The 24,571-nt window shown below is 54.1% G+C and carries 27 protein-coding genes; 13 read left to right on the forward strand and 14 right to left on the reverse strand.

The window, feature by feature from the left end; genetic code table 11:
- Positions 1-113: 113 nt before the first annotated feature.
- Complete coding sequence (locus FY206_RS07200) at positions 114-1,049, forward strand: IS110 family RNA-guided transposase (RefSeq protein ID WP_032638800.1); 936 nt, start codon at positions 114-116, stop codon at positions 1,047-1,049.
- 104 nt (positions 1,050-1,153) lie between these two features.
- Here FY206_RS07200 and FY206_RS07205 read toward each other — a convergent pair whose 3' ends face one another.
- The 4 genes from FY206_RS07205 to FY206_RS07220 all read right to left on the reverse strand — a co-directional run bounded on the left by FY206_RS07205 (position 1,154) and on the right by FY206_RS07220 (position 4,248).
- A complete protein-coding gene (locus FY206_RS07205; RefSeq protein ID WP_423751906.1) occupies positions 1,154-2,296 on the reverse strand; it encodes an IS481 family transposase in 1,143 nt (380 codons plus the stop codon).
- 112 nt (positions 2,297-2,408) lie between these two features.
- On the reverse strand, positions 2,409-2,951 hold the full coding sequence (locus tag FY206_RS07210) for a 1,2-dihydroxy-3-keto-5-methylthiopentene dioxygenase (RefSeq protein WP_032638802.1): 543 nt from the start codon (positions 2,949-2,951) through the stop codon (positions 2,409-2,411).
- Positions 2,948-3,637 (reverse strand): acireductone synthase, encoded by a 690-nt coding sequence (gene mtnC, locus FY206_RS07215; RefSeq protein WP_032638804.1) that lies wholly within the window; start codon positions 3,635-3,637, stop codon positions 2,948-2,950. Before mtnC ends, FY206_RS07210 begins: the two co-directional genes overlap by 4 nt.
- Positions 3,634-4,248, reverse strand: coding sequence for a methylthioribulose 1-phosphate dehydratase (locus FY206_RS07220; protein ID WP_032638805.1), 615 nt, complete (start codon positions 4,246-4,248; stop codon positions 3,634-3,636). The genes mtnC and FY206_RS07220 overlap by 4 nt, the downstream gene beginning before the upstream one ends.
- A 247-nt stretch (positions 4,249-4,495) precedes the next feature.
- Here FY206_RS07220 and FY206_RS07225 point away from each other — a divergent pair, with 247 nt between their 5' ends.
- The gene (locus FY206_RS07225) at positions 4,496-5,656 is read left to right on the forward strand and encodes a pyridoxal phosphate-dependent aminotransferase (RefSeq protein WP_032638807.1); all 1,161 of its coding nucleotides are present in this window, start codon (positions 4,496-4,498) and stop codon (positions 5,654-5,656) included.
- On the opposite strand, the gene FY206_RS07230 is transcribed toward FY206_RS07225, so the two are convergent.
- The 3 genes from FY206_RS07230 to citR form a co-directional block, all read right to left on the reverse strand.
- On the reverse strand, positions 5,657-6,283 hold the full coding sequence (locus FY206_RS07230) for an IbrB-like domain-containing protein (protein ID WP_032638809.1): 627 nt from the start codon (positions 6,281-6,283) through the stop codon (positions 5,657-5,659).
- Complete coding sequence (locus FY206_RS07235) at positions 6,268-7,491, reverse strand: phosphoadenosine phosphosulfate reductase (RefSeq protein WP_032638811.1); 1,224 nt, start codon at positions 7,489-7,491, stop codon at positions 6,268-6,270. Before FY206_RS07235 ends, FY206_RS07230 begins: the two co-directional genes overlap by 16 nt.
- Before the next feature lie 174 nt (positions 7,492-7,665).
- A complete protein-coding gene (citR, locus tag FY206_RS07240) occupies positions 7,666-8,565 on the reverse strand; it encodes a DNA-binding transcriptional repressor CitR (RefSeq protein WP_032638813.1) in 900 nt (299 codons plus the stop codon).
- A gap of 640 nt (positions 8,566-9,205) precedes the next feature.
- Here citR and ahpC point away from each other — a divergent pair.
- From ahpC to FY206_RS07270, 6 genes are all read left to right on the forward strand, one after another.
- Positions 9,206-9,769: an alkyl hydroperoxide reductase subunit C gene (gene ahpC / locus FY206_RS07245; protein WP_077064524.1), complete on the forward strand. Its 564-nt coding sequence runs from the start codon at positions 9,206-9,208 to the stop codon at positions 9,767-9,769.
- Positions 9,770-9,958: 189 nt separating this feature from the next.
- Entirely contained in the window at positions 9,959-11,524 is a 1,566-nt protein-coding gene (ahpF, locus tag FY206_RS07250) for an alkyl hydroperoxide reductase subunit F (RefSeq protein ID WP_032638817.1), read from the forward strand.
- A 257-nt stretch (positions 11,525-11,781) separates the two neighbouring features.
- A complete protein-coding gene (locus FY206_RS07255) occupies positions 11,782-12,288 on the forward strand; it encodes a TorD/DmsD family molecular chaperone (protein WP_050488769.1) in 507 nt (168 codons plus the stop codon).
- Complete coding sequence (locus tag FY206_RS07260) at positions 12,285-14,561, forward strand: molybdopterin-dependent oxidoreductase (RefSeq protein ID WP_032638820.1); 2,277 nt, start codon at positions 12,285-12,287, stop codon at positions 14,559-14,561. Before FY206_RS07255 ends, FY206_RS07260 begins: the two co-directional genes overlap by 4 nt.
- Complete coding sequence (locus tag FY206_RS07265; protein WP_032638822.1) at positions 14,558-15,115, forward strand: 4Fe-4S dicluster domain-containing protein; 558 nt, start codon at positions 14,558-14,560, stop codon at positions 15,113-15,115. Before FY206_RS07260 ends, FY206_RS07265 begins: the two co-directional genes overlap by 4 nt.
- On the forward strand, positions 15,115-15,882 hold the full coding sequence (locus tag FY206_RS07270; protein ID WP_032638824.1) for a dimethyl sulfoxide reductase anchor subunit family protein: 768 nt from the start codon (positions 15,115-15,117) through the stop codon (positions 15,880-15,882). The genes FY206_RS07265 and FY206_RS07270 overlap by 1 nt, the downstream gene beginning before the upstream one ends.
- A 39-nt stretch (positions 15,883-15,921) precedes the next feature.
- Here the strand turns inward: FY206_RS07270 and uspG are convergent, their stop codons facing one another.
- The 3 genes from uspG to rnk all read right to left on the reverse strand — a co-directional run bounded on the left by uspG (position 15,922) and on the right by rnk (position 17,079).
- Entirely contained in the window at positions 15,922-16,350 is a 429-nt protein-coding gene (uspG, locus tag FY206_RS07275; protein ID WP_032638826.1) for a universal stress protein UspG, read from the reverse strand.
- 91 nt (positions 16,351-16,441) lie between these two features.
- Positions 16,442-16,531 (reverse strand): small membrane protein YldA, encoded by a 90-nt coding sequence (gene yldA, locus FY206_RS25695; RefSeq protein ID WP_272930168.1) that lies wholly within the window; start codon positions 16,529-16,531, stop codon positions 16,442-16,444.
- Positions 16,532-16,668: 137 nt separating this feature from the next.
- Complete coding sequence (gene rnk / locus FY206_RS07280) at positions 16,669-17,079, reverse strand: nucleoside diphosphate kinase regulator (RefSeq protein ID WP_023310734.1); 411 nt, start codon at positions 17,077-17,079, stop codon at positions 16,669-16,671.
- Positions 17,080-17,325: 246 nt separating this feature from the next.
- Here rnk and FY206_RS07285 point away from each other — a divergent pair, with 246 nt between their 5' ends.
- Positions 17,326-17,943: a flavin reductase family protein gene (locus tag FY206_RS07285; RefSeq protein WP_032638828.1), complete on the forward strand. Its 618-nt coding sequence runs from the start codon at positions 17,326-17,328 to the stop codon at positions 17,941-17,943.
- On the opposite strand, the gene rna is transcribed toward FY206_RS07285, so the two are convergent.
- Positions 17,937-18,710 (reverse strand): ribonuclease I, encoded by a 774-nt coding sequence (gene rna / locus FY206_RS07290; RefSeq protein WP_374206924.1) that lies wholly within the window; start codon positions 18,708-18,710, stop codon positions 17,937-17,939. The genes FY206_RS07285 and rna overlap by 7 nt on opposite strands.
- Positions 18,711-18,840: 130 nt before the next feature.
- Entirely contained in the window at positions 18,841-20,208 is a 1,368-nt protein-coding gene (gene dcuC / locus FY206_RS07295) for an anaerobic C4-dicarboxylate transporter DcuC (protein ID WP_032638832.1), read from the reverse strand.
- A 393-nt stretch (positions 20,209-20,601) separates the two neighbouring features.
- On the opposite strand from dcuC, the gene pagP reads away from it, so the two are divergent.
- Together pagP and cspE are read left to right on the forward strand one after the other, a co-directional pair.
- The gene (gene pagP / locus FY206_RS07300; protein WP_045890469.1) at positions 20,602-21,219 is read left to right on the forward strand and encodes a lipid IV(A) palmitoyltransferase PagP; all 618 of its coding nucleotides are present in this window, start codon (positions 20,602-20,604) and stop codon (positions 21,217-21,219) included.
- 190 nt (positions 21,220-21,409) lie between these two features.
- On the forward strand, positions 21,410-21,619 hold the full coding sequence (gene cspE, locus FY206_RS07305; protein ID WP_002439184.1) for a transcription antiterminator/RNA stability regulator CspE: 210 nt from the start codon (positions 21,410-21,412) through the stop codon (positions 21,617-21,619).
- Positions 21,620-21,838: 219 nt separating this feature from the next.
- Here the strand turns inward: cspE and crcB are convergent, their stop codons facing one another.
- Positions 21,839-22,222 (reverse strand): fluoride efflux transporter CrcB, encoded by a 384-nt coding sequence (gene crcB, locus FY206_RS07310; RefSeq protein WP_032638836.1) that lies wholly within the window; start codon positions 22,220-22,222, stop codon positions 21,839-21,841.
- Positions 22,223-22,289: 67 nt separating this feature from the next.
- Here crcB and FY206_RS07315 point away from each other — a divergent pair, with 67 nt between their 5' ends.
- Positions 22,290-23,078, forward strand: a complete 789-nt coding sequence (locus tag FY206_RS07315; protein ID WP_032638839.1) for a deaminated glutathione amidase — start codon at positions 22,290-22,292, stop codon at positions 23,076-23,078.
- A gap of 125 nt (positions 23,079-23,203) precedes the next feature.
- Positions 23,204-23,407: a twin-arginine translocase subunit TatE gene (gene tatE, locus FY206_RS07320; protein WP_023310742.1), complete on the forward strand. Its 204-nt coding sequence runs from the start codon at positions 23,204-23,206 to the stop codon at positions 23,405-23,407.
- 81 nt (positions 23,408-23,488) lie between these two features.
- Here tatE and lipA read toward each other — a convergent pair whose 3' ends face one another.
- Entirely contained in the window at positions 23,489-24,454 is a 966-nt protein-coding gene (lipA, locus tag FY206_RS07325; protein ID WP_008501032.1) for a lipoyl synthase, read from the reverse strand.
- Between the last annotated feature and the right edge of the window lie 117 nt (positions 24,455-24,571).

Below are 24,571 nucleotides of genomic sequence, written 5' to 3' on the forward strand. Positions count from 1 at the left end.
GTTTCCAAGCCCGCGGGTGAGCTCATGGCGTGGCATCAGTTTTCCTGTTAACCCGAACAGCTGCCTGGGCGGCCTGTGCCAGCCCGTATATTACAAGGCCGGGAGACTCGAACATGACTGAACATACCAACGTTGGCATCGATATCGCCAAAGAGACCTTTGATGTATTTATCAGTCCTGACGGGATTTTTCTTCATCTGGATAATACCCCTCAGGGCCATCAGCTACTCCTCGACGCCCTTTCATCCCGTACCGTTACACGCATCGTGATGGAAGCCACGGGGCGCTACCACAACCTGCTTGCTGCCACGCTTGAACTTGCCGGGCTGCCTGTCGCCGTCGTTAATCCTGCTCAGGTCAAACACTTCGCCCGCGCTCTCGGGACGCTGTTCAAGACAGACCCGAACGATGCCCGCATCATCTGCGAGTTTGGCCGCAGGATGACACCGGATATCAGACCCGCTCCGGACGAACAGACGCAGCGTCTCGCCATGATGGTATCCCGCCGCCGCCAGTTGGTGGACAACAGAACCATGGAGCAGAACCGCTACGGCTCCTGCACTGATGAGCTTATCCGGATGGGTATCAAACGGCATATTGACTGGCTTAACGCAGAGATAAAGGACACGGATGACGACATCGACCAGCAGATAAAAGTGATGCCGCTATGGCAGGAGAAAGTGAAGCTGCTGGAAGAAGTCAAGGGTATAGGACGGACAACGCTGGCGGTTCTGCTGTCGATGCTGCCGGAGCTGGGACAACTTAACAGACGTAAAATCAGCGCACTGGTAGGCGTGTGTCCTTATGCCCATGACAGCGGAAAGATGAAAGGAAAACGATGTATCTGGGGAGGACGAAGTGCGGTGCGTGCAGCGCTGTACATGGCGGCAATGTCAGCGGTGCGTTATAACCCAACCATACAGGCTTTTTTTGAGAAACTGAGAAGCAAGGGAAAAGCCTTTAAAGTGGCGATGACAGCCTGCGTCAGAAAGCTGGTAACAATCCTGAATGCGATGGTGCGGGACAATAAAAAATGGGCGGCAGCTTAGTCGTCAGCTGTTGACTTTAAACACAGCTGCTCACCCCGACCCTCTCCCACATGTACGGTCCGGGGACATGGTAGACAGGTGTTCGGGGACATGGTGAACACTTTTTAACATCCTTTACCCATGGTGATCGACTTTTTCTTCAGGTCGATCACCCCCACTTTCGTGCTGTACCACCACACTTCATAGCAGCCATCCTCCTGCGTCTCCTTCAGCCCCACCCGTTCTCCCCTGAACGCCTTTCCTGCATTCAGACTGGCTCCCTGTAAGCTCAGCTTCCCGCTGATATCCACTTTCCTGACCAGCACACCTTCATCGTATTCCGGGGGCGTCACGCTGCCGCTGTACTGCCGCGCAGACGGCTGATAGCGTGAGGCCGGGACCGCCATATCCAGCGCCTCGTGCGGGCGTTCAAGGTTATAGACCGTCCGCCAGTGGTCAAAGGCACGCTGCAGCTCGCCGCTGTCCGCGAACCATTTCCCCTGCAGCACTTCCGCCTTCAGGCTGCGGTGAAAACGCTCCAGCTTGCCCTGCGTCTGCGGATGATATGGCCGGGAGTGACCCACCTTAATACCCAGACGCATCAGCCACAGCTCCAGCGCCGTCCAGATGCCGGTTGTGTCGCCCCACGGTGAGCCGTTATCCATCGTCATCCGGTCCGGCAGGCCGTAGCGTTCAAAGACGCTGACCAGCTGTTGCTGCACGGTCTCACGCCGTTCATCGGTACAGTGTGTGAGGCACAGGGAAAAACGGGAGTGGTCGTCGAGCAGGGTGAGCGGATGGCAGCGGCCGCCGCCAAAGGGGAAGTGCCCCTTAAAATCCATCTGCCAGAGCCGGTTCGGGGCGTCATGTTCGAACCGTCCGGTGGCCGGAATACCCGGAGCCGTGCCGGGCAGCAGGCCGTGACGGGCCATCAGGTTATGGACAGTGCTGAAGGCAGGCATACGGTGTCCCTGGTCTTCCAGCCAGCGCTTAATCTTGCGGGCGCCCCAGCGTTCATGACGGTCATGGGCCATGCGCAGCAGGGCGGTGACGTCGTCAGACGAGCGGTTGGGGGAATGATGCGGCGTGCGGGGGCGGTCCTGCAGGCCGGGTTCGCCCTCGACAGCCCAGCGCTGAAGCCACTTGTAGCCGGTAGCAGGTGAAATGCCGTAGCGGCGGCAGAGGGAACGGATGTTCGCCCCGTCCTGCGAGGCGAACAAAACAAACTCGGTACGTAATGACATGGTATCTCTCGCATCCCACGGCATAAGCGACTCCATAAACGGGTTCTTATGCCTTAGTTGTAAGTGTCTACCATGTCCCCGAACAAGTGTTCACTATGTCCCCGGACTGTACACCCACAGGGAGAGGGAGAAAAGATCAGGCCAGGCGCGGATACGCATCCGCAATGGCGTCACCGGTAAATTGCGCCACCCAGCCTTCCGGGTTATCGAAAATACGAATGGCGGTAAAGTTCGGCTCTGAGCCCATATCAAACCAGTGCGGCGTGCCCGCGGGCACGGAGATCAGGTCGTTTTTCTCGCACAAGACCTGATATACCTCATCGCCAATGTGCAGGCAGAACAAGCCCGCGCCTTCGACGAAAAAGCGCACTTCGTCTTCGCCGTGGGTGTGTTCGTTCAGGAACTTCGCGCGCAGCGCCTCTTTCTGCGGGTTGTCGGCGCGCAGGCTGATCACGTCCCAGCTCTGATAGCCTTTCTCTGCCACCAGCCTGTCGATCGCGTGCTGATAGGCGTCGATCACCGCGTCGGGAGCTGGATCGTGTCCTAAATCACGGTCAGCCGCCCAGCGTTCGAAGCGCACGCCCTTAGCGTTGAGCCGTTGGGCAATCTCGGCGGCGTCGGTGCTGTGCCACAGCGGCTGGCTGGCGTCTTTGTCGGAATAAACGGTCAATGCGCTCATGAAGGGATCTGCTCCGGATTAATCTCGTCAAACTGGTGGACCTGATGGTGGTGGCTTGCGCCGTCATCATCACCGCGAATCAGCTGCAGGGTACGAAAACCTGCCCGTTCAGCCGCGTCCAGCTCCTGATGAATATCGGACAGGAACAGGATCTGCGACGGGGCGATGCCCGTTTGCGCCGCAATGTTTTGATAAGACTGCACCTCGCGCTTGGCGCCGATGTGGGTATCAAAATAGCCGCTGAACAGATGAGTAATATCACCTTCGTCGCTGTAGCCAAATAACAGTTTCTGCGCGGCGACGGAGCCAGAGGAATAAACATAGAGATCAATCCCTTGCGCTTTCCATTTTTCCAGCGCGGGCAGCACGTCCGGGTAGAGGTGGCCGGTAAAGTCGCCGTTGACGTAGCCGTCGTGCCAGATGATCCCCTGCAGCGCTTTGAGCGCCGTGGACTTGCGGTCTTCATCCATAAAGGCAAACAGGGCGTCGATTAGCTCGCCTACGCTGGCGTGCGGGTTGTCGATTTCATCACGCAGGTTGTCCAGAATGGATTTCACCGGCTCGGCGTACTGCTGCGCGGTCACGAAGGCCGCCAGCCGCTCACGCGCGTAGGGGAACAAAACATCATGGACAAAACGAATATCGCTGGTGGTCCCTTCAATATCCGTCACAATCGCGCGAATCATACTCTCTCCAGTTGGCGTAAACGCATTTCACATTCAAACAGGAATTCCAGTCCTTCCAGATGACGGCGGGCTTCGGCCACATCGCGTCCCCAGCAGGTTAAGCCATGACCGCGCAGAAGAAAACCATAATTAAGCGGGCGTTCCTGCGCGTAATGGGCGATTCGCGAGGCGAGGGCGTCGATATCCTGGTCGTTATCAAACACCGGGATGGATACGGTATCCCGATGCGTGGTCTGTCCGGTAAGCGATTTTTGCATCTCAAAGCCGCTGATGTTGAGCTCGGCTTCTTTGACCAGGCGGGACAGCACCGTGGCGTTAACCGTATGAACGTGCAGGACGGCGTTGGCTTCCGGGAACAGGCGATAAATCAGCGTGTGCAGGCCGGTTTCCGCCGACGGTTTACGACCGGACGGCGCGCGGTTGGTGGCGATTTCCACCTGCAGAAAGTCATCGGTCGTGAGGCGACCTTTGTCTTTACCCGATTCGCTGAGCCAGCACAGATGTTCGTCCTGACGTAGCGACATGTTGCCGCCGGTGGCGGGTGCCCAGCCTTTGGCGCCAATCCAGCGGCAGGCATCAACAAGTTGTGTGAGTTGCAGGTTGTCTGTCATTTCCTTTTACCCTCTCGGCCAGGAATATTCATATTGTTTATACCCGTCATACTTCAAGTTGCAGGTGCGTTGGCTGCACTCACTCACCCCAGTCACGTACTTATGTACGCTCCCGGGGATTCGTTCCCTTGCCGCCTTCCTGCAACTCGAATTATTTAGGGTATAGACGTCTAAGCGTCTTGATTGCTAAAGACTAACATCGTGTTATAGTGTCAGCAACATAAGTATTACAAGCAGGCACAACATAATGAGCAATAACGCTTTGATTCCGCAGAGTAAACTTCCCAATCTCGGGACCACCATCTTTACGCAGATGAGCGCCCTGGCGCAGCAGCACAACGCCATTAACCTGTCTCAGGGGTTCCCGGATTTCGACGGCCCGGCGTATCTGCAGGCGCGTCTGGCTTACCACGTGGCGCAGGGAGCGAATCAGTATGCGCCGATGACGGGCGTGCAGGCGCTGCGGGAAGCCATTGCGGACAAAACGGCGGAGCTGTATGGCCATAAGCCCGATGCGAACAGCGACATCACGGTGACGGCAGGGGCGACCGAAGCGCTGTATGCGGCCATCACCGCGCTGGTGCGTGCGGGCGATGAAGTCATCTGCTTTGACCCGAGCTACGACAGCTATGCGCCTGCGGTTGAACTCTCCGGCGGCGTGGTGAAGCGCGTGGCGTTACGGCCGCCGCATTTCCGCCCGGACTGGCAGGCGTTTGCCGCGCTGCTGAGTGATAAAACCCGCCTGGTGATTCTGAATACGCCGCATAACCCGTCCGCGACGGTGTGGCAAAAAGCCGATTTTGCCGCGCTGTGGCAGGCGATTGCCGAACGGGAAATTTACGTCCTGAGCGATGAAGTCTACGAGCACATTTGCTTTGCTGAGGAAGGGCACGCCAGCGTGCTGGCCCATCCCCAGCTTCGCGAGCGCGCTATCGCCGTCTCTTCGTTTGGTAAGACCTACCATATGACCGGCTGGAAGGTAGGGTACTGCGTGGCTCCGGCGGCCATTAGCGCTGAGCTGCGCAAGGTGCATCAGTACCTGACCTTTGCCGTGAACACACCGGCTCAGCTGGCGCTGGCGGATATGCTGCGTGCAGAACCTCAGCATTACCGCGAGCTGCCGCATTTCTATCGCCATCGCCGGGATCTGTTTGTGTCCGCGCTGAGCCAAAGCCGTCTGGAGCTTTTGCCTTCGGAAGGGACCTACTTTCTGCTGGCGGACTACAGCGCCATTTCCGATCTGGATGACGTCAGCTTCTGCCAGTGGCTAACCGAAGAGGTGGGCGTTGCGGCAATTCCGCTCTCTGTTTTTTGCGCCGATCCCTTCCCGCATAAGCTGATTCGTCTCTGCTTTGCGAAACAGGAATCGACGCTGCTGGCGGCGGCGGAGCGCCTTAGCGCGCTCTGATTATTTTACCGTCCAGGCTTCGGAGTAACGACGGTCTGCAAAGAGTTCCAGCAGACCGCTGATCTGCTTGAGTCGAAGGACCTCGTCGCGGTCCATACCCAGTTCTTTGCCGATTTTCTCGTCATTCCAGCCAAGCTGAGCCAGTTCGCGGACGATATCGGACATCGCGTTAATCTGGTGTCGGCCTCTCGCCCGGTTATGGCGGATGGTTGCCGCCATCCGGTCGAGCTTTTTCTGCCGCGCTTTGCGCAGGCAGGTCACCGGCAGGTAACCTTTCAGCTGGCGCTTTAGTACCGCCCGGTGTGAACCAATCTCGTGACGATGAAAGCCGTCGACGATTTCATAATGCCGGGCATCGTTCTCCGTCACCACGATGGGCTGCGTGAAGCCATCTATCTCAAGTGATTTACAGAGCAGCCGCTTTTCCGGCGGCGCGACGTTATTGGGGTTATAATCATTTGCGGTAATCTCATCCTGCTTTATCCACAGCACGCAGTCGACGGGCTGCTCGCGAAAAGGGCTGTTTTCATGGATGGCCTGGCGAAAGGCATTGATGGCTTCAATGCGATTTTCTTCGGGAAGAGACTGAAGATAGCGCTCCATTTCTTTAATCAATCGTTGTTGCATAAGATCCCCCATTCCTTACGTTTTGACTTTATCCGTTCGCTGTAACGTTGATAGTGCTTTGGTTTGTTAGGACTGAATGAAAGGGCACGACACCAGTAGTCATTGTTGAGTAATACCTTGCACACCCGTCGCCAGGACGGAATATCTTTTGTCCCGATGTCGGCCTCCTGGGCGTCGGGGATATCATCCATGCCTCTCTTTTGATACCAGTGCAGGTACACTGCAATTTTATTGCGGTAATGCTCTGCCGTCGTTTGCGGCATGCTGTCGAGAAGCAGCATGGCGTATTCGCGCCAGCTGAGCGCGTCGGGTTTAAGGATTTTACGGTGGCCATAAAAGTGATTGTCCTGACCTGCATAGATCCCTCCGCTGTGCACGCCGCTTACCCGCTCGCACATCGCCGCCCAGCGTTCGGGCTCAACAATATGATAAAGCCACAGTCCCTGGCGCTGTTCCGGGCCAAACGGCTCACAAATGCGCATGTAGCGTGGTGGAACGCCTGCCTGGAACATCAGATCGTAAAGAGGGTTGTAGCATCCGCCCGTTTTAGCGAACCATGTCCAGATGTCGGCGGTCTTCCAGTCGTAAAGGGGATAGATATACCAGGCGTGGCCGCCCGGGGAGGCGCTGGTCCAGGGTTTGTCATCGGCAAAGCGCCGCTTACGCGCGTTAGCGATAGACAAAAAACGATTGTAGGATTCATCGGCGCGAATGCCGACCATCATTGCCGCCGGGCGGTTTGCGGCAAACCAGTCTGAAAACGCGCGGACAAAGGCTTCAAACGTCATGCCAGGCTGGTAGAAATCGAAGTCATCAGGATCGGTAATGGCCCCTGCGGGCGGCTGGCGCACCCATTGTTTACCTGGCTCCCAGCACTGCCATTCGGGGTTAAATTGCGTAAGGCCATTTTGCGTGGTGAGCGGTAGCGCAACCCACCAGCATTGCTCAATCACATCGGCGTATTCCGCCACCATGTTATTTATATGCTGAATGGTATAAGTGAACTGTACTTCCCAGTCGATAAAGAGCAGAGAGATTTTCTTTCCCATTTTTCGGGCCTGTTGGGCCGTCAAATGCAGCATAACGGTTGAATCCTTCCCGCCTGAAAATGAAACACAAACTCTGGGTAGATTCTCAAGCGTCCATGTAATGCGCTCTATCGCGGCCTCAAGGACATTTTGATTAAGCGGATACTTATACATTGACATAGCCAAACGCCTCCCTGGATATAAATACCTTTTGGGGTGTCAATAATGGAGAGAGAATAATAGTAGTGGAAAAAAAACGCAGGTAAATGAAAAAGAGAAATGATTTTGTTATCTATAAATACGGCTTATGTTTTAACGAAAAGTAAAGGGTTGTGATAGTCACAACCCTGAAGTTTATTTTTGAGTGATTTGTTCAATAAACGTTGAGAAAACCGTATTGTTGAGCGCTGAACGGTTATAAATCATAAATACATCCAGCGGAGGAGGCGTGAACGTGACATTTACTTTCTTGAACCGCAGTACGTCTTTGTATTTTTCATATAATACTTCTGGCACGTATCCGATTAAATCGGAGGCGCTAATCATGGCCAGAATGGTAGACGCTGAATCACAACGGAAAATAACATTTTTTTCGGCATGCACTTCCGCAGACTGGGCGTGGTAGTTCTTGATGCCGGGTTCATCACTCATGAATAACGTAAATTTCTCTTCCTGGAGATCCTCCATTGTAACAACGTCTTTGATACGCGGATGATCCTCGCTGCATATTAAAATGACCTTAAAGGATGCATAAGGAACACAAATCATTGAACGGTTGTTAATTGGCGCCATTGAGAAGATAAGATCCGCTTTGCGGTACGCCAGCAGATCTTCTGCAGAATCCGCGCTCAGCAGCATATTGTGAAGCTCTATTTCATAATTATGATTGCTCATTAATAGCGTAAGCGGAGAAAGCAGGTTTTGCGTCGTCAGGATCTGCGGGCTGTAAATCACAAAATTCTTCTTAAGCGTAGACGCATTCATGATGTTAATAGTCTGCTCAAGCTGATTGAGGTTTTGCTCAAGATGATGGTGAAGATTGACACCCACCGTCGTGGGGGTAATGCCTTTTCCCGAACGGATAAAGAGAGGATCGCTGAGCTGGTTGCGCAGCCGCTGCAGCGATTGGCTCACTGCCGACGGGGTAATATAGAGCGTTTCTGCTGCCTTGCTGATGCTCAGATGCTGGTAGATACATTCGAAAATGACCAGCAGGTTGAGATCGAATTTTTTGAGGTCGTAGAGGTTTGCCATGTTTCATCCTGAGTGTGCTGCGGTTCGTTATCACATCATTGATAACTATAGAACTAAGTTAACCATTTACCATCCATGATAGTTAACTAACTTAATTTTTATTGAAAACCGACTTAATATATCACGAAAATAGATTAATGAAATAGAACTTAAAGAGTAGTTAAGATATTTTTATCTTGGAAAAAGAAAATAAAATTGAATATAAATGTTCTGATTTATATATCGACAGGGAATTATCACAAATTTTTATTTTTTACACCGATCTCGATGGCGACCACGCGACCTGCACCGTTTGGTAAAACCTATCGCAATCATAGATAAGATTACCGCTTACGTCCATTGCCCTGTGTCATTCCGGGTGCTGTAATCAGGGGGCTGTTACCGCCTTGATATAAAGGTAAGTAGAGCGCAACGCAACGCCAGCCCAGGCTGGCACTGAAAGTTCCTGTGGAAAGTTCAGGTATCAGGGCCGCCCACCAGGGCGGCCTTTTTACGTTTGGGCCTTCCATTAATTCAGTTCACCACGTTGTCTTGTTGGCGTTGTAAGGTTTGGCTGATTGATTTGATAAAGCATACGCATTAGCCCCGATGGATAAAGTTGGTTACCTTACACCTCAACGAAAACACGGAGGAAGTACAGATGTCTTTGATTAACACCAAAATTAAACCTTTCAAAAACCAGGCATTCAAAAACGGTGAGTTCATCGAAGTTACCGAGAAAGATACCGAAAGTCGCTGGAGCGTCTTCTTCTTCTACCCGGCTGACTTCACCTTCGTTTGCCCGACTGAACTGGGCGACGTGGCGGACCATTACGACGAACTGCAGAAGCTGGGCGTGGACGTTTACTCTGTGTCTACCGATACCCACTTCACCCACAAAGCATGGCACGGCAGCTCTGAAACCATCGCAAAAATCAAATACGCGATGATCGGTGACCCGACTGGCGCCCTGACCCGTAACTTCGACAACATGCGTGAAGATGAAGGCCTGGCTGACCGCGCGACCTTCGTTGTTGACCCGCAGGGCATTATCCAGGCTATCGAGGTTACCGCTGAAGGTATCGGCCGTGATGCGTCTGACCTGCTGCGTAAAGTGAAGGCCGCTCAGTACGTGGCTTCTCACCCAGGCGAAGTGTGCCCGGCGAAATGGAAAGAAGGCGAAGCAACGCTGGCTCCATCTCTGGACCTGGTCGGCAAGATCTAAGCCTGTAAAGCCTGGCGGCGCGGCGCTGGCGCAGGCCTACAAAAACCGTAGGCCGGGTAAACGACGTGCCACCCGGCAATTCATGGGCGCACCCCGCGCCCATTTCATTCCAGCACCATGATGCAAGTTGCATTCAGGCCGCCCGCACAAGGCAGCTTGCATGATGACGTCTTAAGAGAGGGAAGAACAATGCTCGACACAAACATGAAAACCCAGCTCAAGGCCTACCTTGAGAAACTGACCAAACCCGTTGAGCTGATTGCCACGCTGGACGACAGCGCCAAATCGGCAGAGATCAAGGAACTGCTGGCGGAGATCGCCGAACTGTCGCCGAAAGTGACCTTCAAAGAAGATAACGCGCTGCCGGTTCGTAAGCCCTCTTTCCTGATTACCAACCCAGGCTCCGACCAGGGACCGCGCTTTGCCGGCTCTCCGCTGGGGCATGAATTTACCTCGCTGGTGCTGGCGCTGCTGTGGACCGGTGGTCACCCGTCTAAAGAAGCGCAGGCGCTGCTGGAGCAGATCCGCGATATCGACGGAGATTTCGAGTTTGAAACCTATTACTCGCTCTCCTGCCACAACTGCCCGGACGTGGTGCAGGCGCTGAACCTGATGTCGGTACTCAACCCGCGCATCAAGCACACGGCGATTGACGGCGGTACCTTCCAGAATGAGATCACCGATCGAAACGTGATGGGCGTTCCGGCGGTCTATCTGAACGGTCAGGAGTTTGGCCAGGGCCGCATGACGCTGACCGAAATTGTAGGCAAAGTGGATACCGGTGCCGAAAAACGTGCCGCGGAAGCGCTGAACAAACGCGATGCCTACGACGTGCTGATCGTCGGTTCCGGCCCTGCGGGTGCGGCGGCAGCGGTGTACTCCGCGCGTAAAGGCATTCGTACCGGCCTGATGGGCGAACGCTTCGGTGGTCAGGTGCTCGATACCGTGGACATTGAGAACTACATCTCCGTGCCGAAGACCGAAGGCCAGAAGCTGGCGGGGGCGCTGAAGGCGCACGTCAGCGACTATGACGTGGACGTGATCGACAGCCAGAGCGCCAGCAGGCTGGTGCCGGCAGCCGTGGAAGGCGGTTTACACCAGATTGAAACCGCGTCCGGCGCGGTGCTGAAAGCGCGCAGCATTATCATTGCCACCGGCGCGAAATGGCGCAACATGAACGTCCCGGGTGAAGATCAATACCGTACCAAAGGCGTAACCTACTGCCCGCACTGCGACGGCCCGCTGTTCAAAGGGAAACGCGTGGCGGTGATCGGCGGCGGTAACTCCGGCGTGGAAGCGGCTATCGACCTGGCGGGGATCGTTGAACACGTTACCCTTCTGGAGTTCGCGCCAGAGATGAAGGCCGACCAGGTTCTGCAGGATAAGGTTCGCAGCCTGAAAAACGTCGACATCATCCTGAACGCGCAGACCACGGAAGTGAAGGGCGACGGCAGCAGGGTGACCGGCCTGGAATACCGCGACCGCGTGAGCGGCGACGTGCACAGCGTTCAGCTTTCGGGGGTTTTCGTCCAGATTGGTCTGCTGCCGAACACCACCTGGCTGGAAGGCGCGATTGAGCGCAACCGCATGGGCGAAATCATCATCGACGCAAAATGCGAAACCAGCGTGAAGGGCGTGTTTGCGGCAGGCGACTGCACCACCGTGCCGTACAAACAGATCATCATCGCCACGGGCGAAGGGGCGAAGGCGTCGCTGAGTTCGTTTGACTACCTGATTCGCACCAAAACCGCATAATAAAAGAAAGAAGACATGACCTGCAGTAGCCACCTCATCATGAGGTGGCTTTTTTATTGGTTTTTTTTATTCTCAATTATCATCGCGATCGAACGCTTCATGCGTTAACTCCCTGCTTAGATCAAAGAAATTAATAAGGCTGCTGATAATATCCCGTCGTTTTCTGTTGATAAATATTTATATTTGACATGAATGATAAAAATATATTCACCCCTTCAATATATGAGGCATTAACGCCCTTTGAAATAAAGGGGTTAATGTTTCGTGATTTCTTTAACGCGGCGGATATGACATCGCGGTGCGCCTCGTTACGCTATTTTTTTCCTGAGAGTGAGGCCTGGCCGCAGGATGAGGCGTTAGACGTCGAGTATGACTTTAATGCGCTGTTTGTCGGCCCGGCGACGCTGCTGGCGCCACCTTACGCCTCGGTTTATCTGGACGAAGAGCCTCTGCTGATGGGGGCCACGACGCTTAGCGTGCGCGAATTCCTGCAAAGCATTGGGCTGTCCGTCACCGCGGAAAATAGCGTTCCCGACGACCATATCAGCTATGAAATGGAGTTGGCGGTGATGCTATTAGTGCATGCCAGATATTCACCGCAATATCATGATGCACTTGCCCGTTTTGTACGCGCGCATCTCGAATTATGGCTTCCCGCATTTATCGCGAAAATAACGGATTGTGCGAAAACATCCGCAATTAAATGCCTCGCCGTGCAGCTGAATAATTGGTTTGATGAATTAAAAGCGAGAATAATATTATGAGTATTGATAAAGGGCAGCTTAACCGGCGCTCCTTTTTAAAAGGACTGATTGCGCTGGGTACCGTCGCCGCATTACCCGGCGGGTTATTATCCTCCCGATGTGCCATGGCACAGCCGCCCATTCCGTTTAACCCAAAAACCTACAAAATTTTCCGGAATGCCTGTCCGCGTAACTGCTATGACACCTGCAGCCTAAAAACGTGGGTCAAAGATGACGTGATTACCTTCGTCGAGGGGGCAAGCGAATCCACCTTTACCCACGGCGCGCCGTGCGTGAAAGGGCTGACCTACCCGCGCCGCGTCTACTCACCCGACCGGATCAAATACCCGATGATTCAGGACGGGCGCGGCAGCGGTAAATGGCGCCGCATCTCCTGGGATGAGGCCATGCAGCGGATCGCCAGCAAAATGCTGGAGATCAAGAAGAAAGATGGCTCCCTGCTCGGCCTGGCGCTGACCAAATATTCCGGCAACCTGGGCGTAATGAGCTATGCCGTGGAGGGGATGATGTCCTCGCTCGGCTACACCACGCGTTTTGCCGGTACGCCGTGCTGGCCTGCGGGCATCGACGCGCAGCATTACGACATGGGCGACATGTGGTGTAACGACCCGGAAGATTTGGTGAAGGCCAAATACATCATCCTCTGGGGCGCGAACCCGGCGTGGTGCTCCATGCACACGATGAAGTACATCTATCAGGCGCGCGAGAAAGGCGCGAAAGTGGTGGTTATCGATCCGCTGTTCTCGCAAACCGCCGCGAAAGCCGACCTCTATCTGCGCGTGCGTTCAGGCTCTGACGGCGCGCTCGCGCTGGGTATGGCGCGCCATCTGGTGGATATCGGCCGCGTGGACCAGGAGTTCGTCAATAATTTCGCGCACGGATATCCGGAGTTTGAGCAGTACCTGCTCAACAGCATCACGGTAGAGTGGGCATCGGAAATTTGTGGTCTGGCACCGGACGTGATCCGCCAGCTTGCCGAGGAGTTCACGGCGGTTAAGCCTGCCACCGTCTGGATTGGCTACGGTATGCAGCGCCACGTGAACGGCGGCGCGAACGTGCGTGCGATTGATGCCTTTGTCGCCATGACCGGCAATATCGGCGTAGAAGGCGGCGGCGCTCGCTACGGCCATCTGCAGACCTGGGGCTATAACTACCATGCAATGACGCAGACACCACCGGTGGGTTCTGTAGGGATGGAAGGGGCATCAGGCCCGGTGGGTGAGTTCGTCAGCGATAGCGGCGAAAAGAGCAAGTACTCTGACCGCGCGCTCAACCTCAACCAGACCGCGCAGAGCATTCTGGACGCTAACGATCCGCCTATCCGCATGCTGTGGGTGGCCTGTAAAAACCCGTTTGCCCAGGACTTCGACCGCAACAAGATGAAAAAAGCGTTCGACAAGCTGGAAATGGTGGTGTGCGTGGATCAGTTCTTTAACGAGACGGTCCAGCATGCGGATATCGTTCTGCCTGTCACCACGACCTTTGAGCACTGGAGCGCCTCTTCGTCTTACTGGCACTACTGGCTGACGGTGAATGAACCTGCCATCAAGCCGATGTACGAGTGCAAGAGCGACCTGGATATTGCCGTCCTGCTCTCCCGTACCCTTAACAAAATGGAGCCGGGCTCATGCACCTTCCCGCAGGATGTTGACCAGAAAAAATGGCTGGATCTTGAATTCAACGACGGGCTGGCGAAGCAGTTTGGCATCAGCTCCTGGGACGATCTGCTGAAGGGGCCGGTGAAGGCCAAAATGCCGAGCAGCGCAGCCTGGCACGATCGCAAATTCAAAACGCCGTCAGGCAAGTATGAGTTTTTATCCGAGCGCTGTGAGCAAAACGGCCATAAGGCGCTGCCGGAATATCTGCCAGCCGCTGAAGGTAAGCTGCCGTTCCAGCTCTTTACGCCGCACCTGCAGTACGGCCTGCATTCGCAGTTCGTTAACCTTGACTGGATGCAGGTCTTCTGGCCTGAGCCCTTTGTGTATATCCACCCTGTTGCCGCTAAGAAAAAGGGGATTCGTGACCTGGCGACAGTGCGGGTATTCAACGAGATTGGCGAGGTCCAGCTTCGTGCCAAAGTGACCACCAACGTACCGGAAGATTTCCTGGTGATGTACGAGTCCTGGTTCAACAAGCTCAGCTATAACGTGCAGAACGTGGTGAAAGATACCCCGGCCGATATGGGCAAAATGGCCACCGGTGCACCGGGCGCGGCCATTCACGATCAGTTTGTCGATATTGTCCTCATTGCCAATGAAGGAGCGGACGCATGAGACGCGCATTTTTAGTGAACAGTGATAAATGTATTGGCTGCCGCGGATGCGCTATGGCCTGTAAGAGCTTCAACCAGCTCGAGCCCGAGCGTTTCTGGCGCTATGTCTATCCGCTGGATAAAGAAATTTATCCGCATGAGGAGCGTGCATTCTTTTCGCTGGCCTGTAACCACTGTGAAAATCCTGCCTGTCTGGCCGCGTGCCCGGTGGAGGCCTATACCAAACGTGATGATGGCGTGGTGGTGCATAACCCTGAACGCTGCATCGGCTGTAAAAACTGCATTCGTAACTGTCCGTATGGCGCGCCGCGTTTTAACGAAGAGACTAAAAAAGCCGAAAAATGCAGCATGTGCTACGAGCGTCTGGATATCGGCATGAATCCCGCTTGCGTGAACGCCTGTCCGGTGGGGGCGCTGACGCTGATCGACCTGGATGCCGATCCGCTGCCGAACAATGCTGTGCAGTATCCGCCGGGCTTCCCCAAAATGCCGCAGCTTAATCCTGGGACGCGCTTCATTTTGGCCCGTCAGCCGAAACAGCCGGGGGATAAATAATGGAAAAGTACGAACTGCCGTTGGTTATTTTTACCGTGCTGAGCCAGATGTCCGTCGGGATGACGCTGATGCTGACCTGGCGCACGCTGCGTGGCGAAGTGCAGGGCAACCGTCTTCACTGGCTGATCGCTGGGCTGATTCTCGGTGCCGCTTCCGTCGCTGCTGTACTGCATTTGGCGCATCCGGAACACGCATATAATGCGTTAATCAACCTGAAACACGCCTGGCTGAGCCGTGAAATTCTCGGCGCGACGCTGTATGGCGGCACAATTGGCCTGGCTTTTCTCACCAAAGGCAACAAAGGCGCAGCGCTGCTGGCATCCCTGTTCGGAATACTGCTGGTGGTGGTACAGGGGATGACCTACGCCGCGCCGGCAATGCAGGCCATTGCCAACGGCATCACCATGATGCTGTTCTTTGCGACCGTTTGGGTGCTGGGCTGTGCAGCGACGCCGCTGCTCGGGGTGAGGGCGTCAACGGCTGCACTGCGTCAGGGGATTATCGCCCTGATGGCGCTGCTGATTGCTGCACCGGTACTCTGGCTCAGTGGCGGTACCATCATGAAAATGACCGCTCATGCCTGGCTAAGCTCGCCGCTCTATCTGGGCAGCCTGCTGTGCTGCGTCGTGGGAATGGCATTGTCGTTAATGCGTCAGCCGATGCAAAAAGCGGTGTTTGTTATTCTGCTGGCGGGCGTGGTGTTGAGTCGTCTGACCTTCTTCGGCGATACCGTCAGTACCATCGTCAATATTGGTCACCTGTACTGATAAACAAAACCCCGCGAAAGCGGGGTTTTTTGTGGGCGGTTAGCGGACCACCATCACCGGAATGTGGGTATGGCGGATCACGCTGGAGGCGTTAGAGCCCAGCAGATGGGTGGTAATGGAAGGGTTGCGCGAACCGATGACCACCACGTCGGCGTTCAGTTCGTTCGCCAGTTCATTTACCGCATCGCGTACGCTGCCGAATCTGACGTGCGTTTTGATCCGTGAAGGATCGATGCTGAAGTGGCTGACCATGGTTTGCAGGCGCGTTTCCGCTTCATGCTGCAAATGCTCCTCGAAGCGACGCACGTCGGCGGCAAAGCGGTGAAGGCTCAGGCTGGCGGAGCCCGGCAGAACGTGCAGCAGATGGATAACGCCGTCCTGCTGCGCCAGGAACTCCGCATGGCGAACGGCCTTGTCGCTCAGCTCCATCTCAAAAACATCAACCGGCATAATGATTCTCTGATACATACCCGTTTCTCCTTGTTTATAAACACAGAAATCATTCAACCACAAAATAGTAATGGTTTCTGTAAGCGTTCCGTCAGTTTTCTTATATTGCTTACCGGTGGCGCTCAAGATAGAGCACGGCCGTGACGATAATCGCCACAAAAATCATAAAAATAAGTGTGATAGCCAGTATCTCACTCATGACCGTCCCCGCGGCACCAAAACAGATTAAGCGTGGATTAAGGCCATTTTGCGCGGTATAGGAAATTTGGGTGAATTTGCGGAAAGAGGATGCAGCTGCATCCTCTGTGCAACGCGGAGGCGCTTGTTCAGAAGAGGTTAACGCAGGTAATCGCCCGCGGCTTCCGGCTGGTAGAGCAACGCCAGCACTTCCAGATGAGCAGAGGCGCCGCCGGGCAATTCCCAGTGGATGGTATCGCCCGTGCGGAGGCCCAGCAGTGCGGCACCCACAGGCGCAAGTACGGAAAGCTGTGCGCTGCTGTCGGTCATCTGAGCCGGGTAAACCAGCGTGCGGGTCAGCTCTTCACCGGTCGTCAGGTTGCGGAATTTCACCTGGCTGTTCATGGTGACCACGTCATGCGGCATCGTTTCAGGCGTGCACATCTGCGCCCGGTCGAGCTCCTCATTCAGGGCATCGGCCACGGGAAGTGAGGCAAATTCTGCTTTTTCCAGCAGCCTGTCGATACGTTCTGCATCAAGCTCGTTGATGATAATGGTAGGTCTGGACATTTTTACTCCATGTCGTTAATGCTGCGTCTAACGCAGAAACGGTTCCAAAAGAAAACCCTCGCCGTCTGGCAGCGAGGGTTTAACTATCCCGATGATACTGGCTGAGGGCACAAGTTTGAAGTGATGAAGGTCACATTCATAGCCCATATGAATATTCGCTGAAATTTATTCAGTCTTCATTCCGGGCGGAATACGTTACGCTGAGCGTCCTGAAACCCGGGCGTTGCCCATCAACGAGAGAGAGCTATGTACTTCTACCAACCGTCTCAGGGGCACGGCCTGCCGCACGATCCGCTGAACGCCATTATTGGTCCACGTCCTATCGGCTGGATCGCCTCATGCGATAAGGCCGGTCAGCTGAACCTCGCGCCGTATAGCTTCTTTAACTGCTTTAACTATCGCCCGCCGATCATCGGCTTTTCCAGCAACGGCTGGAAGGACAGCGTGCGTAATATTACCGAAACCGGGGAATTTGTCTGGAACCTGGCCACGCGCGATCTGGCACAAGCGATGAACCAAACCTCGGCAATGCTGCCGCACGATCGGGATGAATTTAGCTTTGCCGGGCTGACGCCCGCGGCCAGCCTGTTGGTTAACGCGCCCCGCGTCGCGGAAAGCCCGGTGAATTTTGAGTGCCGCCTGTCGCAGTGCATTCAGCTTACCGGTGCCGACGGCACGCCGATCGATACCTGGCTGGTGTTGGGGGAGGTGGTCGGTATCCACATCGATGAAGCGCTGCTGGAAGAGGGGATCTATCAGACGGCGAAAGCGCAGCCCATCCTGCGTGCGGGTGGGCCGACGGCATACTATGGCATCAGCGATGATAACCGGTTTGATATGGTGCGCCCGGGCGCGGATCAGTAGCCGGCTTTATCAATCACGAACTGTTTTCCGCAGTTACCAGGATGTGGCTGCGGAGCAAATGACGCCGCAGTAAGCGGGTTGTTGACGGTATCAGCCTTCAGCGAAATCTGCATCTCGGTCAGATAGGCCGGATTGCCGTTGCAGGTCAGCTTGATCGCTTTAACGTTCTCCTTGCCCCAGCTTTTGGCAACGGCACCATCAAAGTCGCTGCGGCTGACGGGTTTACCGTAGTTTTCGGCGAGGAATTTACCGACCGCGCTGTTTTTAACCTCCTGGTTCATCCGCACCATCGTGCCGAAATAGGCATCGGGGTCGAAACCAAAGCAGACGCCATGTTTGGCATATTCGTAACGTTCCAGGCAGGAGTTCCCGCCCGCGCCCGGCATCACGTCGTTGAGCTTCGCGGCAGCGGAAAGCGAGAGCCCGGTTTCGGCGGCTTCGCATTTGCGGCTGGCCTTCACTTCCGGCATGTTCGGGATGGGCCGCGTGGCACAGCCGAAACGCATCCATCGGCGTTCATCCACGCCGCGTGCGGCAATCGATTTTGGCAGACCGGGCCAGAGTCCGTGAACGGTGAGAAAATCGGCTTTATTCTCGCGCTCTTTTTGCAGGCGACATTCATCAGGTTCATTACGGTTGCGCTCAACCATGCTCTGGCAAAAACCGGTTTGCCAGGACAGCGCCAGCACATAGCGATCGAAATCGCCATACTGTGTTGCCTTGAGTGGTTCCGACTGTGCGGAGAAGATACAGAGTGCAAGCGCCATTGCGCCAGACGGGATGACGATATCCTTCCTGAACATATGATTTCCTGATCGAATGAGTGTGATTAATTTCTGGGAGTTATTAAAGCACAAAAAGCGCCCGCAGGCGCTTTTTGGATATCCAGAATTTCGCTTAGGCTGCGCCGGGGACCAGCACTTCCGTGGCGATAATCACGATAATCAGACCCACCATAACAGGTACTGAGGTGCGTTTGACAACCTCGAACGGTGAGATTTTCGCCATTCCCGCAACGGCGACGACCACGCCCGACACCGGCGAAATGGTACGGCCCAGGTTTGACGCCTGCAGCATGGGAATGGAGAGATAGGCTGGATTAATACCGGAGGAGTGGGCCAGTTTCGGGATCATCTCTACGAAAGCGTAGAAAGGCGCATTACCGGAACCGGTGGTCATGGCCGCCAGCATGGTGAGCACCACCAGAACCAGCATCAGGATAATACTGGCCGAACCGAACGAGGTGGCGATAGAGATCAGGCTCTGGATAAAGCCGATCGTGCTCAGACCCTGGGCAAAAACGCCGGCGGCAACCAGCAGCATCACCACGCCAGCGAAGGCATCCGCCATACCGCGATAGGCCACTTCCAGACCCGAGAAGACTTTTTGCGTGTTAAAACCGCGCACAAACTCCAGCACGGCGGCCAGCAGCATACAGATTACCAGAATGGTGATGATGTGCAGCTGCGGGCCCCATTTGCCGTCAAAAATCAGCACGCCAATAATTGGCGTAAAGGGCAGGATGGCATAAAACGCGGGCGCGGTGGTGGTGATTTCACTCACGTCCATCATTTCATGGCTGATGTTTTCTTTCTTATCGAGATAGCGCTGCCAGAAGAAATGCGCGACACCCATGCCGACGATGGCAACAATGGAGATCGGTAGCGTGGTTTTAAAGGCGAAGTCGATGAGCGACATCTCTGCCGCCTTTGCTGCGAGCACAACGTCACCGGAGGTGGGGGAGAGAATAATCGCTGCCGGAGACGCGCAAATGGCCGCTGCCGCGCCGCGGCTGATACCGACGTTTACCATGACCGGGAACAGCGTCGCCATGAGCAGCACGCCAAGCCCGGTAGCCGAAGAAACGGCCAGTGACATCAGGCAGGCGAGGAAATAGGCGGCGACCATCAGCAGATACGGCGAGTTGATGTATTGCAGGGGTTTGGAGGCCAGCTTAACGACCATGTCGTTGGCACCGATGTGGGTCATGTAGGCCGCAAAACCACACAGCATCATGATCATCATGCCCAGGTCGCCGCCGCGGCTCATGAGCAGTATCTTAATATATTCAACAATATCGGTCGCGGTATAACCGGTACTGGCCGCGCTGGCAGGTAACACCTGGTGCCCCATTATTGCGCTGATAATCAGCAGCGTTAAACCGCCTACAAATAATACGCCCGTGGCCGAGTAGCCTTTAATGATGTAGCGTGCGACGCCAACAATGACGACGACGCCAATAAGGAGCTCGAATAACGTAAGCATGATTTCCCCTGTATCTCTGCTGTAATGGAGCACAAAAAATCAATAAAAAAAAGAAGGATGAAAATGTGCCGAATAATTGGTCTGCTCTTGCTGATTAAAATCAATAAACAGACGACTAGCGAACAGAGCAACCGCGTTTTGCCATGACCCAGACATTTATGTCATACGGCCCTTGACCGACAGACACGGTGCAACATGCCTCAATAATGATAACAAATTGTTAAGTTTTCGTGTTGTTTTGTATGTTATTGATTAAATGAGTTAAAAACAAAAGACCACATTAAAGGTGGGATTATTTGGCCGTATCGCCCGCTTTATTTAAGAATATTCCCGGAAAGAGGCTGAATAATTAGGAATAACGCCCATGCCGTTAAGCCTTCATTCAACTATTTTATGATAAACTTTGCCTCGAATACTAAGAATGGTAATTGCATTGTGAGCGTACGTAATACATTTTTCTCTATTTTGTTGTGTATTTTTGGGCAGTTAACGTTTTCTTCTGTTGCACAGGCAGAAGGCAACGCGACGGACAAAGGCTGGTTCTCAACCTTTACGGATAATGTTTCCCAGACCTGGACGGCGCCTGAACATTACGATCTCTATGTTCCGGCAATAACGTGGCATGCGCGTTTTGCTTATGACAAAGAGAAAACCGATAAATACAACGAGCGGCCGTGGGGCGCGGGTTTTGGTCAGTCGCGCTGGGATGAGAAAGGCAACTGGCATGGCATCTATCTGATGGCCTTCAAAGATTCGTTTAATAAATGGGAGCCGATTGGAGGTTATGGTTGGGAGAAGACCTGGCGCCCGCTCGCGGACGAGAATTTCCACGTCGGTTTGGGCTATACCGCCGGGGTCACCGCGCGTGACAACTGGAACTACATTCCGATCCCGGTGCTGCTGCCTTTGGCCTCTATTGGCTATGGCCCCGCAACGTTCCAGATGACCTATATCCCGGGGACATACAATAACGGAAACGTTTACTTCGCCTGGATGCGTTTTCAGTTTTAACTGACAAAACGTCGCGTTCTGGTGAAAAAACGCGCAGGTGTTGATTCATAAACGATAAAAATCTGTCAGCGAAAATTAACGCGACTTTAGTCACTTTTTCTCAAAGATCCGCTGGACAAAAGGTCCCACAATTGATGTACTGGTAACCGACACAGCATTTGTGTCGTTTTTTAATGTAAAGGTAATTTTGATGTCTAAGATTAAAGGTAACGTTAAGTGGTTTAATGAGTCCAAAGGATTCGGTTTCATTACTCCTGAAGATGGCAGCAAAGACGTGTTCGTACACTTCTCTGCAATCCAGTCTAATGGTTTCAAAACTCTGGCTGAAGGTCAGCGCGTAGAGTTCGAAATCACTAACGGTGCCAAAGGCCCTTCTGCTGCTAACGTAATCGCTCTGTAATTCAGACGCGTCAGCAAGAATTTCAAAACCCGCTCATCGAGCGGGTTTTTTTCGTTTTGAATCAGCCAAGCAGATACATTTTCAGGAAGCTGGCAACGATCAGCACGCTCAACAACACCATTCCTGCGCTCATCAGGCTCTGTTTCATTCTGTCACCCTCGTTCAGTATTGCCTTCAGAGTGACAGAGAAAAATTAAGCCAACATTAACGGTTCGGCTGTTAATGCGCGGTTGCGGAGGAAAATAGCCAAAATGCGATCCCCGTCATCACAAAAGAGCCGAGCATATTGATCGCCATATTCATCAGCGCCCAGCCGATCCGGCCTTCCTGAAAGAGAAAAACCGTTTCCGCGGAAAAGGTGGAAAAGGTGGTTAACCCGCCGCAGAATCCGGTGGTAATTAATACCTTCCACATGGGGTCGATGTGCGTCATTCGGTTAAACCAGGCCAGCCCCATGCCGATGATAAAGGCACCAATCAGGTTAGCGGCCAGCGTTCCCATGGGGATTGCCTGGTGCAGAGGGTTAAACCGCATGCTCAGGAACCATCTCGCAACGCTTCCTGTGCCTCCACCAATAAAAACTGCCAAAAGAAGTTGTAACACGCTAAATACCTGCTATTTGATGTGTAAGAGAAGCGAGTTTAACGCCGTTTAGGACGAGGGGACAAATATGTATGTGGCGGTAGGGCAGTTTGCAGTCGGGCCAGACTGGCAGGTTAACGCAATGCAATGTGTGAACCTGATGGTGCAGGCGCGGCAGAAAGGCGCGTCGCTGTTAGTTCTCCCGGAAGCGCTGCTGGCCAGGGATGATAATGACCCGGATTTGTCCGTGAAGTCCGCCCAGCCGCTGGAGGGGGAATTTTTACAGCAACTGCTCGCCCAGAGCGTGGGCAATACGATGACAACGATCTTAACGATCCATGTCCCCTCAGCGCCGGGACGCGCGGTGAATACGCTGGTGGCCATCCGCGATGGCGCCATTGTCGCGCGTTATGCCAAGCTTCATCTCTATGATGCGTTCAGCATGCAGGAGTCGAGGCGCGTTGATCCTGGAGACGGCGTTCCGCCGTTAATTGATATTGACGGGTTTAGGGTTGGGCTAATGACCTGCTATGACCTGCGTTTTCCTGAACTGGCGCTCCATCATGCGCTGCAGGGGGCGGACGTACTGGTACTGCCAGCCGCGTGGGTCAGAGGGCCATTAAAAGAGCACCACTGGACAACGCTGCTTGCGGCACGCGCGCTGGATACGACCTGCTATATCGTTGCGTCCGGCGAGTGTGGAAATAAAAATATTGGGCAGAGCAGGGTGGTTGATCCGCTTGGCGTGACGATTGCCGCCGCCGCGGAAGCGCCGGTTTTGCTGATGGCTGAGATATTTTTAGAAAGAATTGCGCTTGCGCGCCAGCAATTACCTGTTCTTCGTAACCGACGTTTTGCGCCACCGCAATTATTGTGATGTTTTTTTCAACAATGCTTGATTCACCTTGTTACAGATTGCTATTGTGTGCACGCGCTAAATGACCGTTAATACAGTCAGGTTTTGGCGCTGAATGCAGCCTGTTTTAAGTAAAGAAGGTATCTATGGGTGAGATTAGTATTACCAAACTGCTGGTGGTTGCCGCACTGGTTGTCCTGCTGTTTGGTACCAAGAAGTTACGCACGCTGGGTGGTGACCTGGGGGCTGCCATCAAAGGCTTCAAGAAAGCGATGAACGACGATGATGCTGCGGCGAAGAAAAGCGCCGAGGACGACGTCCCGGCTGACAAGCTTTCTCACAAAGAGTGACAGCAACGCCTGTGGGCTTGCGAAAAAAAACCGGCACATGAGGCCGGTTTTTTTGTATTACTGTAAATGAATATTACAGCATCATTTAACTTCTTCGCCTTTTGCCTGCATATCGGCATGGTAAGAGGAGCGAACGAATGGGCCGCAGGCTGCGTGGGTGAAGCCCATCGCCAACGCTTCGGCTTTCATTTCATCGAACTCGTCCGGGCTCACGTAGCGCTGTACCGGCAGGTGGTGACGGCTTGGCTGCAGATACTGTCCCAGCGTCAGCATGGTCACACCGTGGCGGCGGAGATCGCGCATTACCTCAATGATTTCATCATTGGTTTCACCCAGACCAACCATCAGACCTGACTTGGTCGGAATATGCGGATGCGCTTCTTTAAAGCGCTCAAGCAGTTTCAGCGACCAGTTATAGTCAGCGCCCGGGCGGACCTGGCGGTAGAGACGCGGCACGTTCTCCAGGTTGTGGTTAAACACATCCGGCGGCGTCGCGGTCAGGATATCCAGCGCGCGGTCCATACGGCCGCGGAAGTCAGGCACCAGCGTCTCAATTTTAATGTTAGGGCTTTTCTCGCGGATGGCCGTAATACAGTCAGCGAAGTGCTGAGCACCACCGTCACGCAGATCGTCACGGTCAACGGAGGTGATGACCACATAGCGCAGCGCCATGTCGGCGATGGTCTGCGCCAGCTTCTGGGGCTCGTTAGCATCAGGTGCGACCGGACGACCATGAGCAACGTCGCAGAACGGGCAGCGGCGGGTACAGATCGCACCCAGAATCATAAACGTCGCGGTACCGTGATTGAAACATTCAGCAAGGTTCGGACAAGAAGCTTCTTCACAGACGGAGTGAAGGCCATTCTTGCGCATCGCCGCTTTGATCCCCTGGATACGCGAAGAGTCGGCCGGAAGTTTGATTTTCATCCATTCCGGTTTTCTTAACAGCGCCTCGCGCTCTGTAGCCACGTTTTTAACCGGGATAAGGGCCATTTTATCGGCATCGCGGTATTTAACACCGCGTTCCATCACAATGGGTTTACTCATAGCGTGCGTGTTCCAGTTGCGAATATCGAAGGAAAGCGTTTCAATTCAAGGGAATGTTGTATTTATCAACTATTTTTGAACGAACGACAGGCAGTATATCATTGAAACGGTCGTTAA

Origin of the sequence: Enterobacter chengduensis (assembly GCF_001984825.2) — a bacterium.
Lineage (GTDB): Bacteria > Pseudomonadota > Gammaproteobacteria > Enterobacterales > Enterobacteriaceae > Enterobacter > Enterobacter chengduensis.

Excerpts from the sequence above, each read along its gene's own strand:
- FY206_RS07200 (WP_032638800.1), top strand. The coding sequence starts at position 114 with ATGACTGAACATACCAACGTTGGCATCGATATCGCCAAAGAGACCTTT.
- FY206_RS07205 (WP_423751906.1), bottom strand. The coding sequence starts at position 2,296 with ATGCCGTGGGATGCGAGAGATACCATGTCATTACGTACCGAGTTTGTT.
- FY206_RS07210 (WP_032638802.1), bottom strand. The coding sequence starts at position 2,951 with ATGAGCGCATTGACCGTTTATTCCGACAAAGACGCCAGCCAGCCGCTG.
- mtnC (WP_032638804.1), bottom strand. The coding sequence starts at position 3,637 with ATGATTCGCGCGATTGTGACGGATATTGAAGGGACCACCAGCGATATT.
- FY206_RS07220 (WP_032638805.1), bottom strand. The coding sequence starts at position 4,248 with ATGACAGACAACCTGCAACTCACACAACTTGTTGATGCCTGCCGCTGG.
- FY206_RS07225 (WP_032638807.1), top strand. The coding sequence starts at position 4,496 with ATGAGCAATAACGCTTTGATTCCGCAGAGTAAACTTCCCAATCTCGGG.
- FY206_RS07230 (WP_032638809.1), bottom strand. The coding sequence starts at position 6,283 with ATGCAACAACGATTGATTAAAGAAATGGAGCGCTATCTTCAGTCTCTT.
- FY206_RS07235 (WP_032638811.1), bottom strand. The coding sequence starts at position 7,491 with ATGTCAATGTATAAGTATCCGCTTAATCAAAATGTCCTTGAGGCCGCG.
- citR (WP_032638813.1), bottom strand. The coding sequence starts at position 8,565 with ATGGCAAACCTCTACGACCTCAAAAAATTCGATCTCAACCTGCTGGTC.
- ahpC (WP_077064524.1), top strand. The coding sequence starts at position 9,206 with ATGTCTTTGATTAACACCAAAATTAAACCTTTCAAAAACCAGGCATTC.
- ahpF (WP_032638817.1), top strand. The coding sequence starts at position 9,959 with ATGCTCGACACAAACATGAAAACCCAGCTCAAGGCCTACCTTGAGAAA.
- FY206_RS07255 (WP_050488769.1), top strand. The coding sequence starts at position 11,782 with ATGTTTCGTGATTTCTTTAACGCGGCGGATATGACATCGCGGTGCGCC.
- FY206_RS07260 (WP_032638820.1), top strand. The coding sequence starts at position 12,285 with ATGAGTATTGATAAAGGGCAGCTTAACCGGCGCTCCTTTTTAAAAGGA.
- FY206_RS07265 (WP_032638822.1), top strand. The coding sequence starts at position 14,558 with ATGAGACGCGCATTTTTAGTGAACAGTGATAAATGTATTGGCTGCCGC.
- FY206_RS07270 (WP_032638824.1), top strand. The coding sequence starts at position 15,115 with ATGGAAAAGTACGAACTGCCGTTGGTTATTTTTACCGTGCTGAGCCAG.
- uspG (WP_032638826.1), bottom strand. The coding sequence starts at position 16,350 with ATGTATCAGAGAATCATTATGCCGGTTGATGTTTTTGAGATGGAGCTG.
- yldA (WP_272930168.1), bottom strand. The coding sequence starts at position 16,531 with ATGAGTGAGATACTGGCTATCACACTTATTTTTATGATTTTTGTGGCG.
- rnk (WP_023310734.1), bottom strand. The coding sequence starts at position 17,079 with ATGTCCAGACCTACCATTATCATCAACGAGCTTGATGCAGAACGTATC.
- FY206_RS07285 (WP_032638828.1), top strand. The coding sequence starts at position 17,326 with ATGTACTTCTACCAACCGTCTCAGGGGCACGGCCTGCCGCACGATCCG.
- rna (WP_374206924.1), bottom strand. The coding sequence starts at position 18,710 with ATGGCGCTTGCACTCTGTATCTTCTCCGCACAGTCGGAACCACTCAAG.
- dcuC (WP_032638832.1), bottom strand. The coding sequence starts at position 20,208 with ATGCTTACGTTATTCGAGCTCCTTATTGGCGTCGTCGTCATTGTTGGC.
- pagP (WP_045890469.1), top strand. The coding sequence starts at position 20,602 with ATGATAAACTTTGCCTCGAATACTAAGAATGGTAATTGCATTGTGAGC.
- cspE (WP_002439184.1), top strand. The coding sequence starts at position 21,410 with ATGTCTAAGATTAAAGGTAACGTTAAGTGGTTTAATGAGTCCAAAGGA.
- FY206_RS07315 (WP_032638839.1), top strand. The coding sequence starts at position 22,290 with ATGTATGTGGCGGTAGGGCAGTTTGCAGTCGGGCCAGACTGGCAGGTT.
- tatE (WP_023310742.1), top strand. The coding sequence starts at position 23,204 with ATGGGTGAGATTAGTATTACCAAACTGCTGGTGGTTGCCGCACTGGTT.
- lipA (WP_008501032.1), bottom strand. The coding sequence starts at position 24,454 with ATGAGTAAACCCATTGTGATGGAACGCGGTGTTAAATACCGCGATGCC.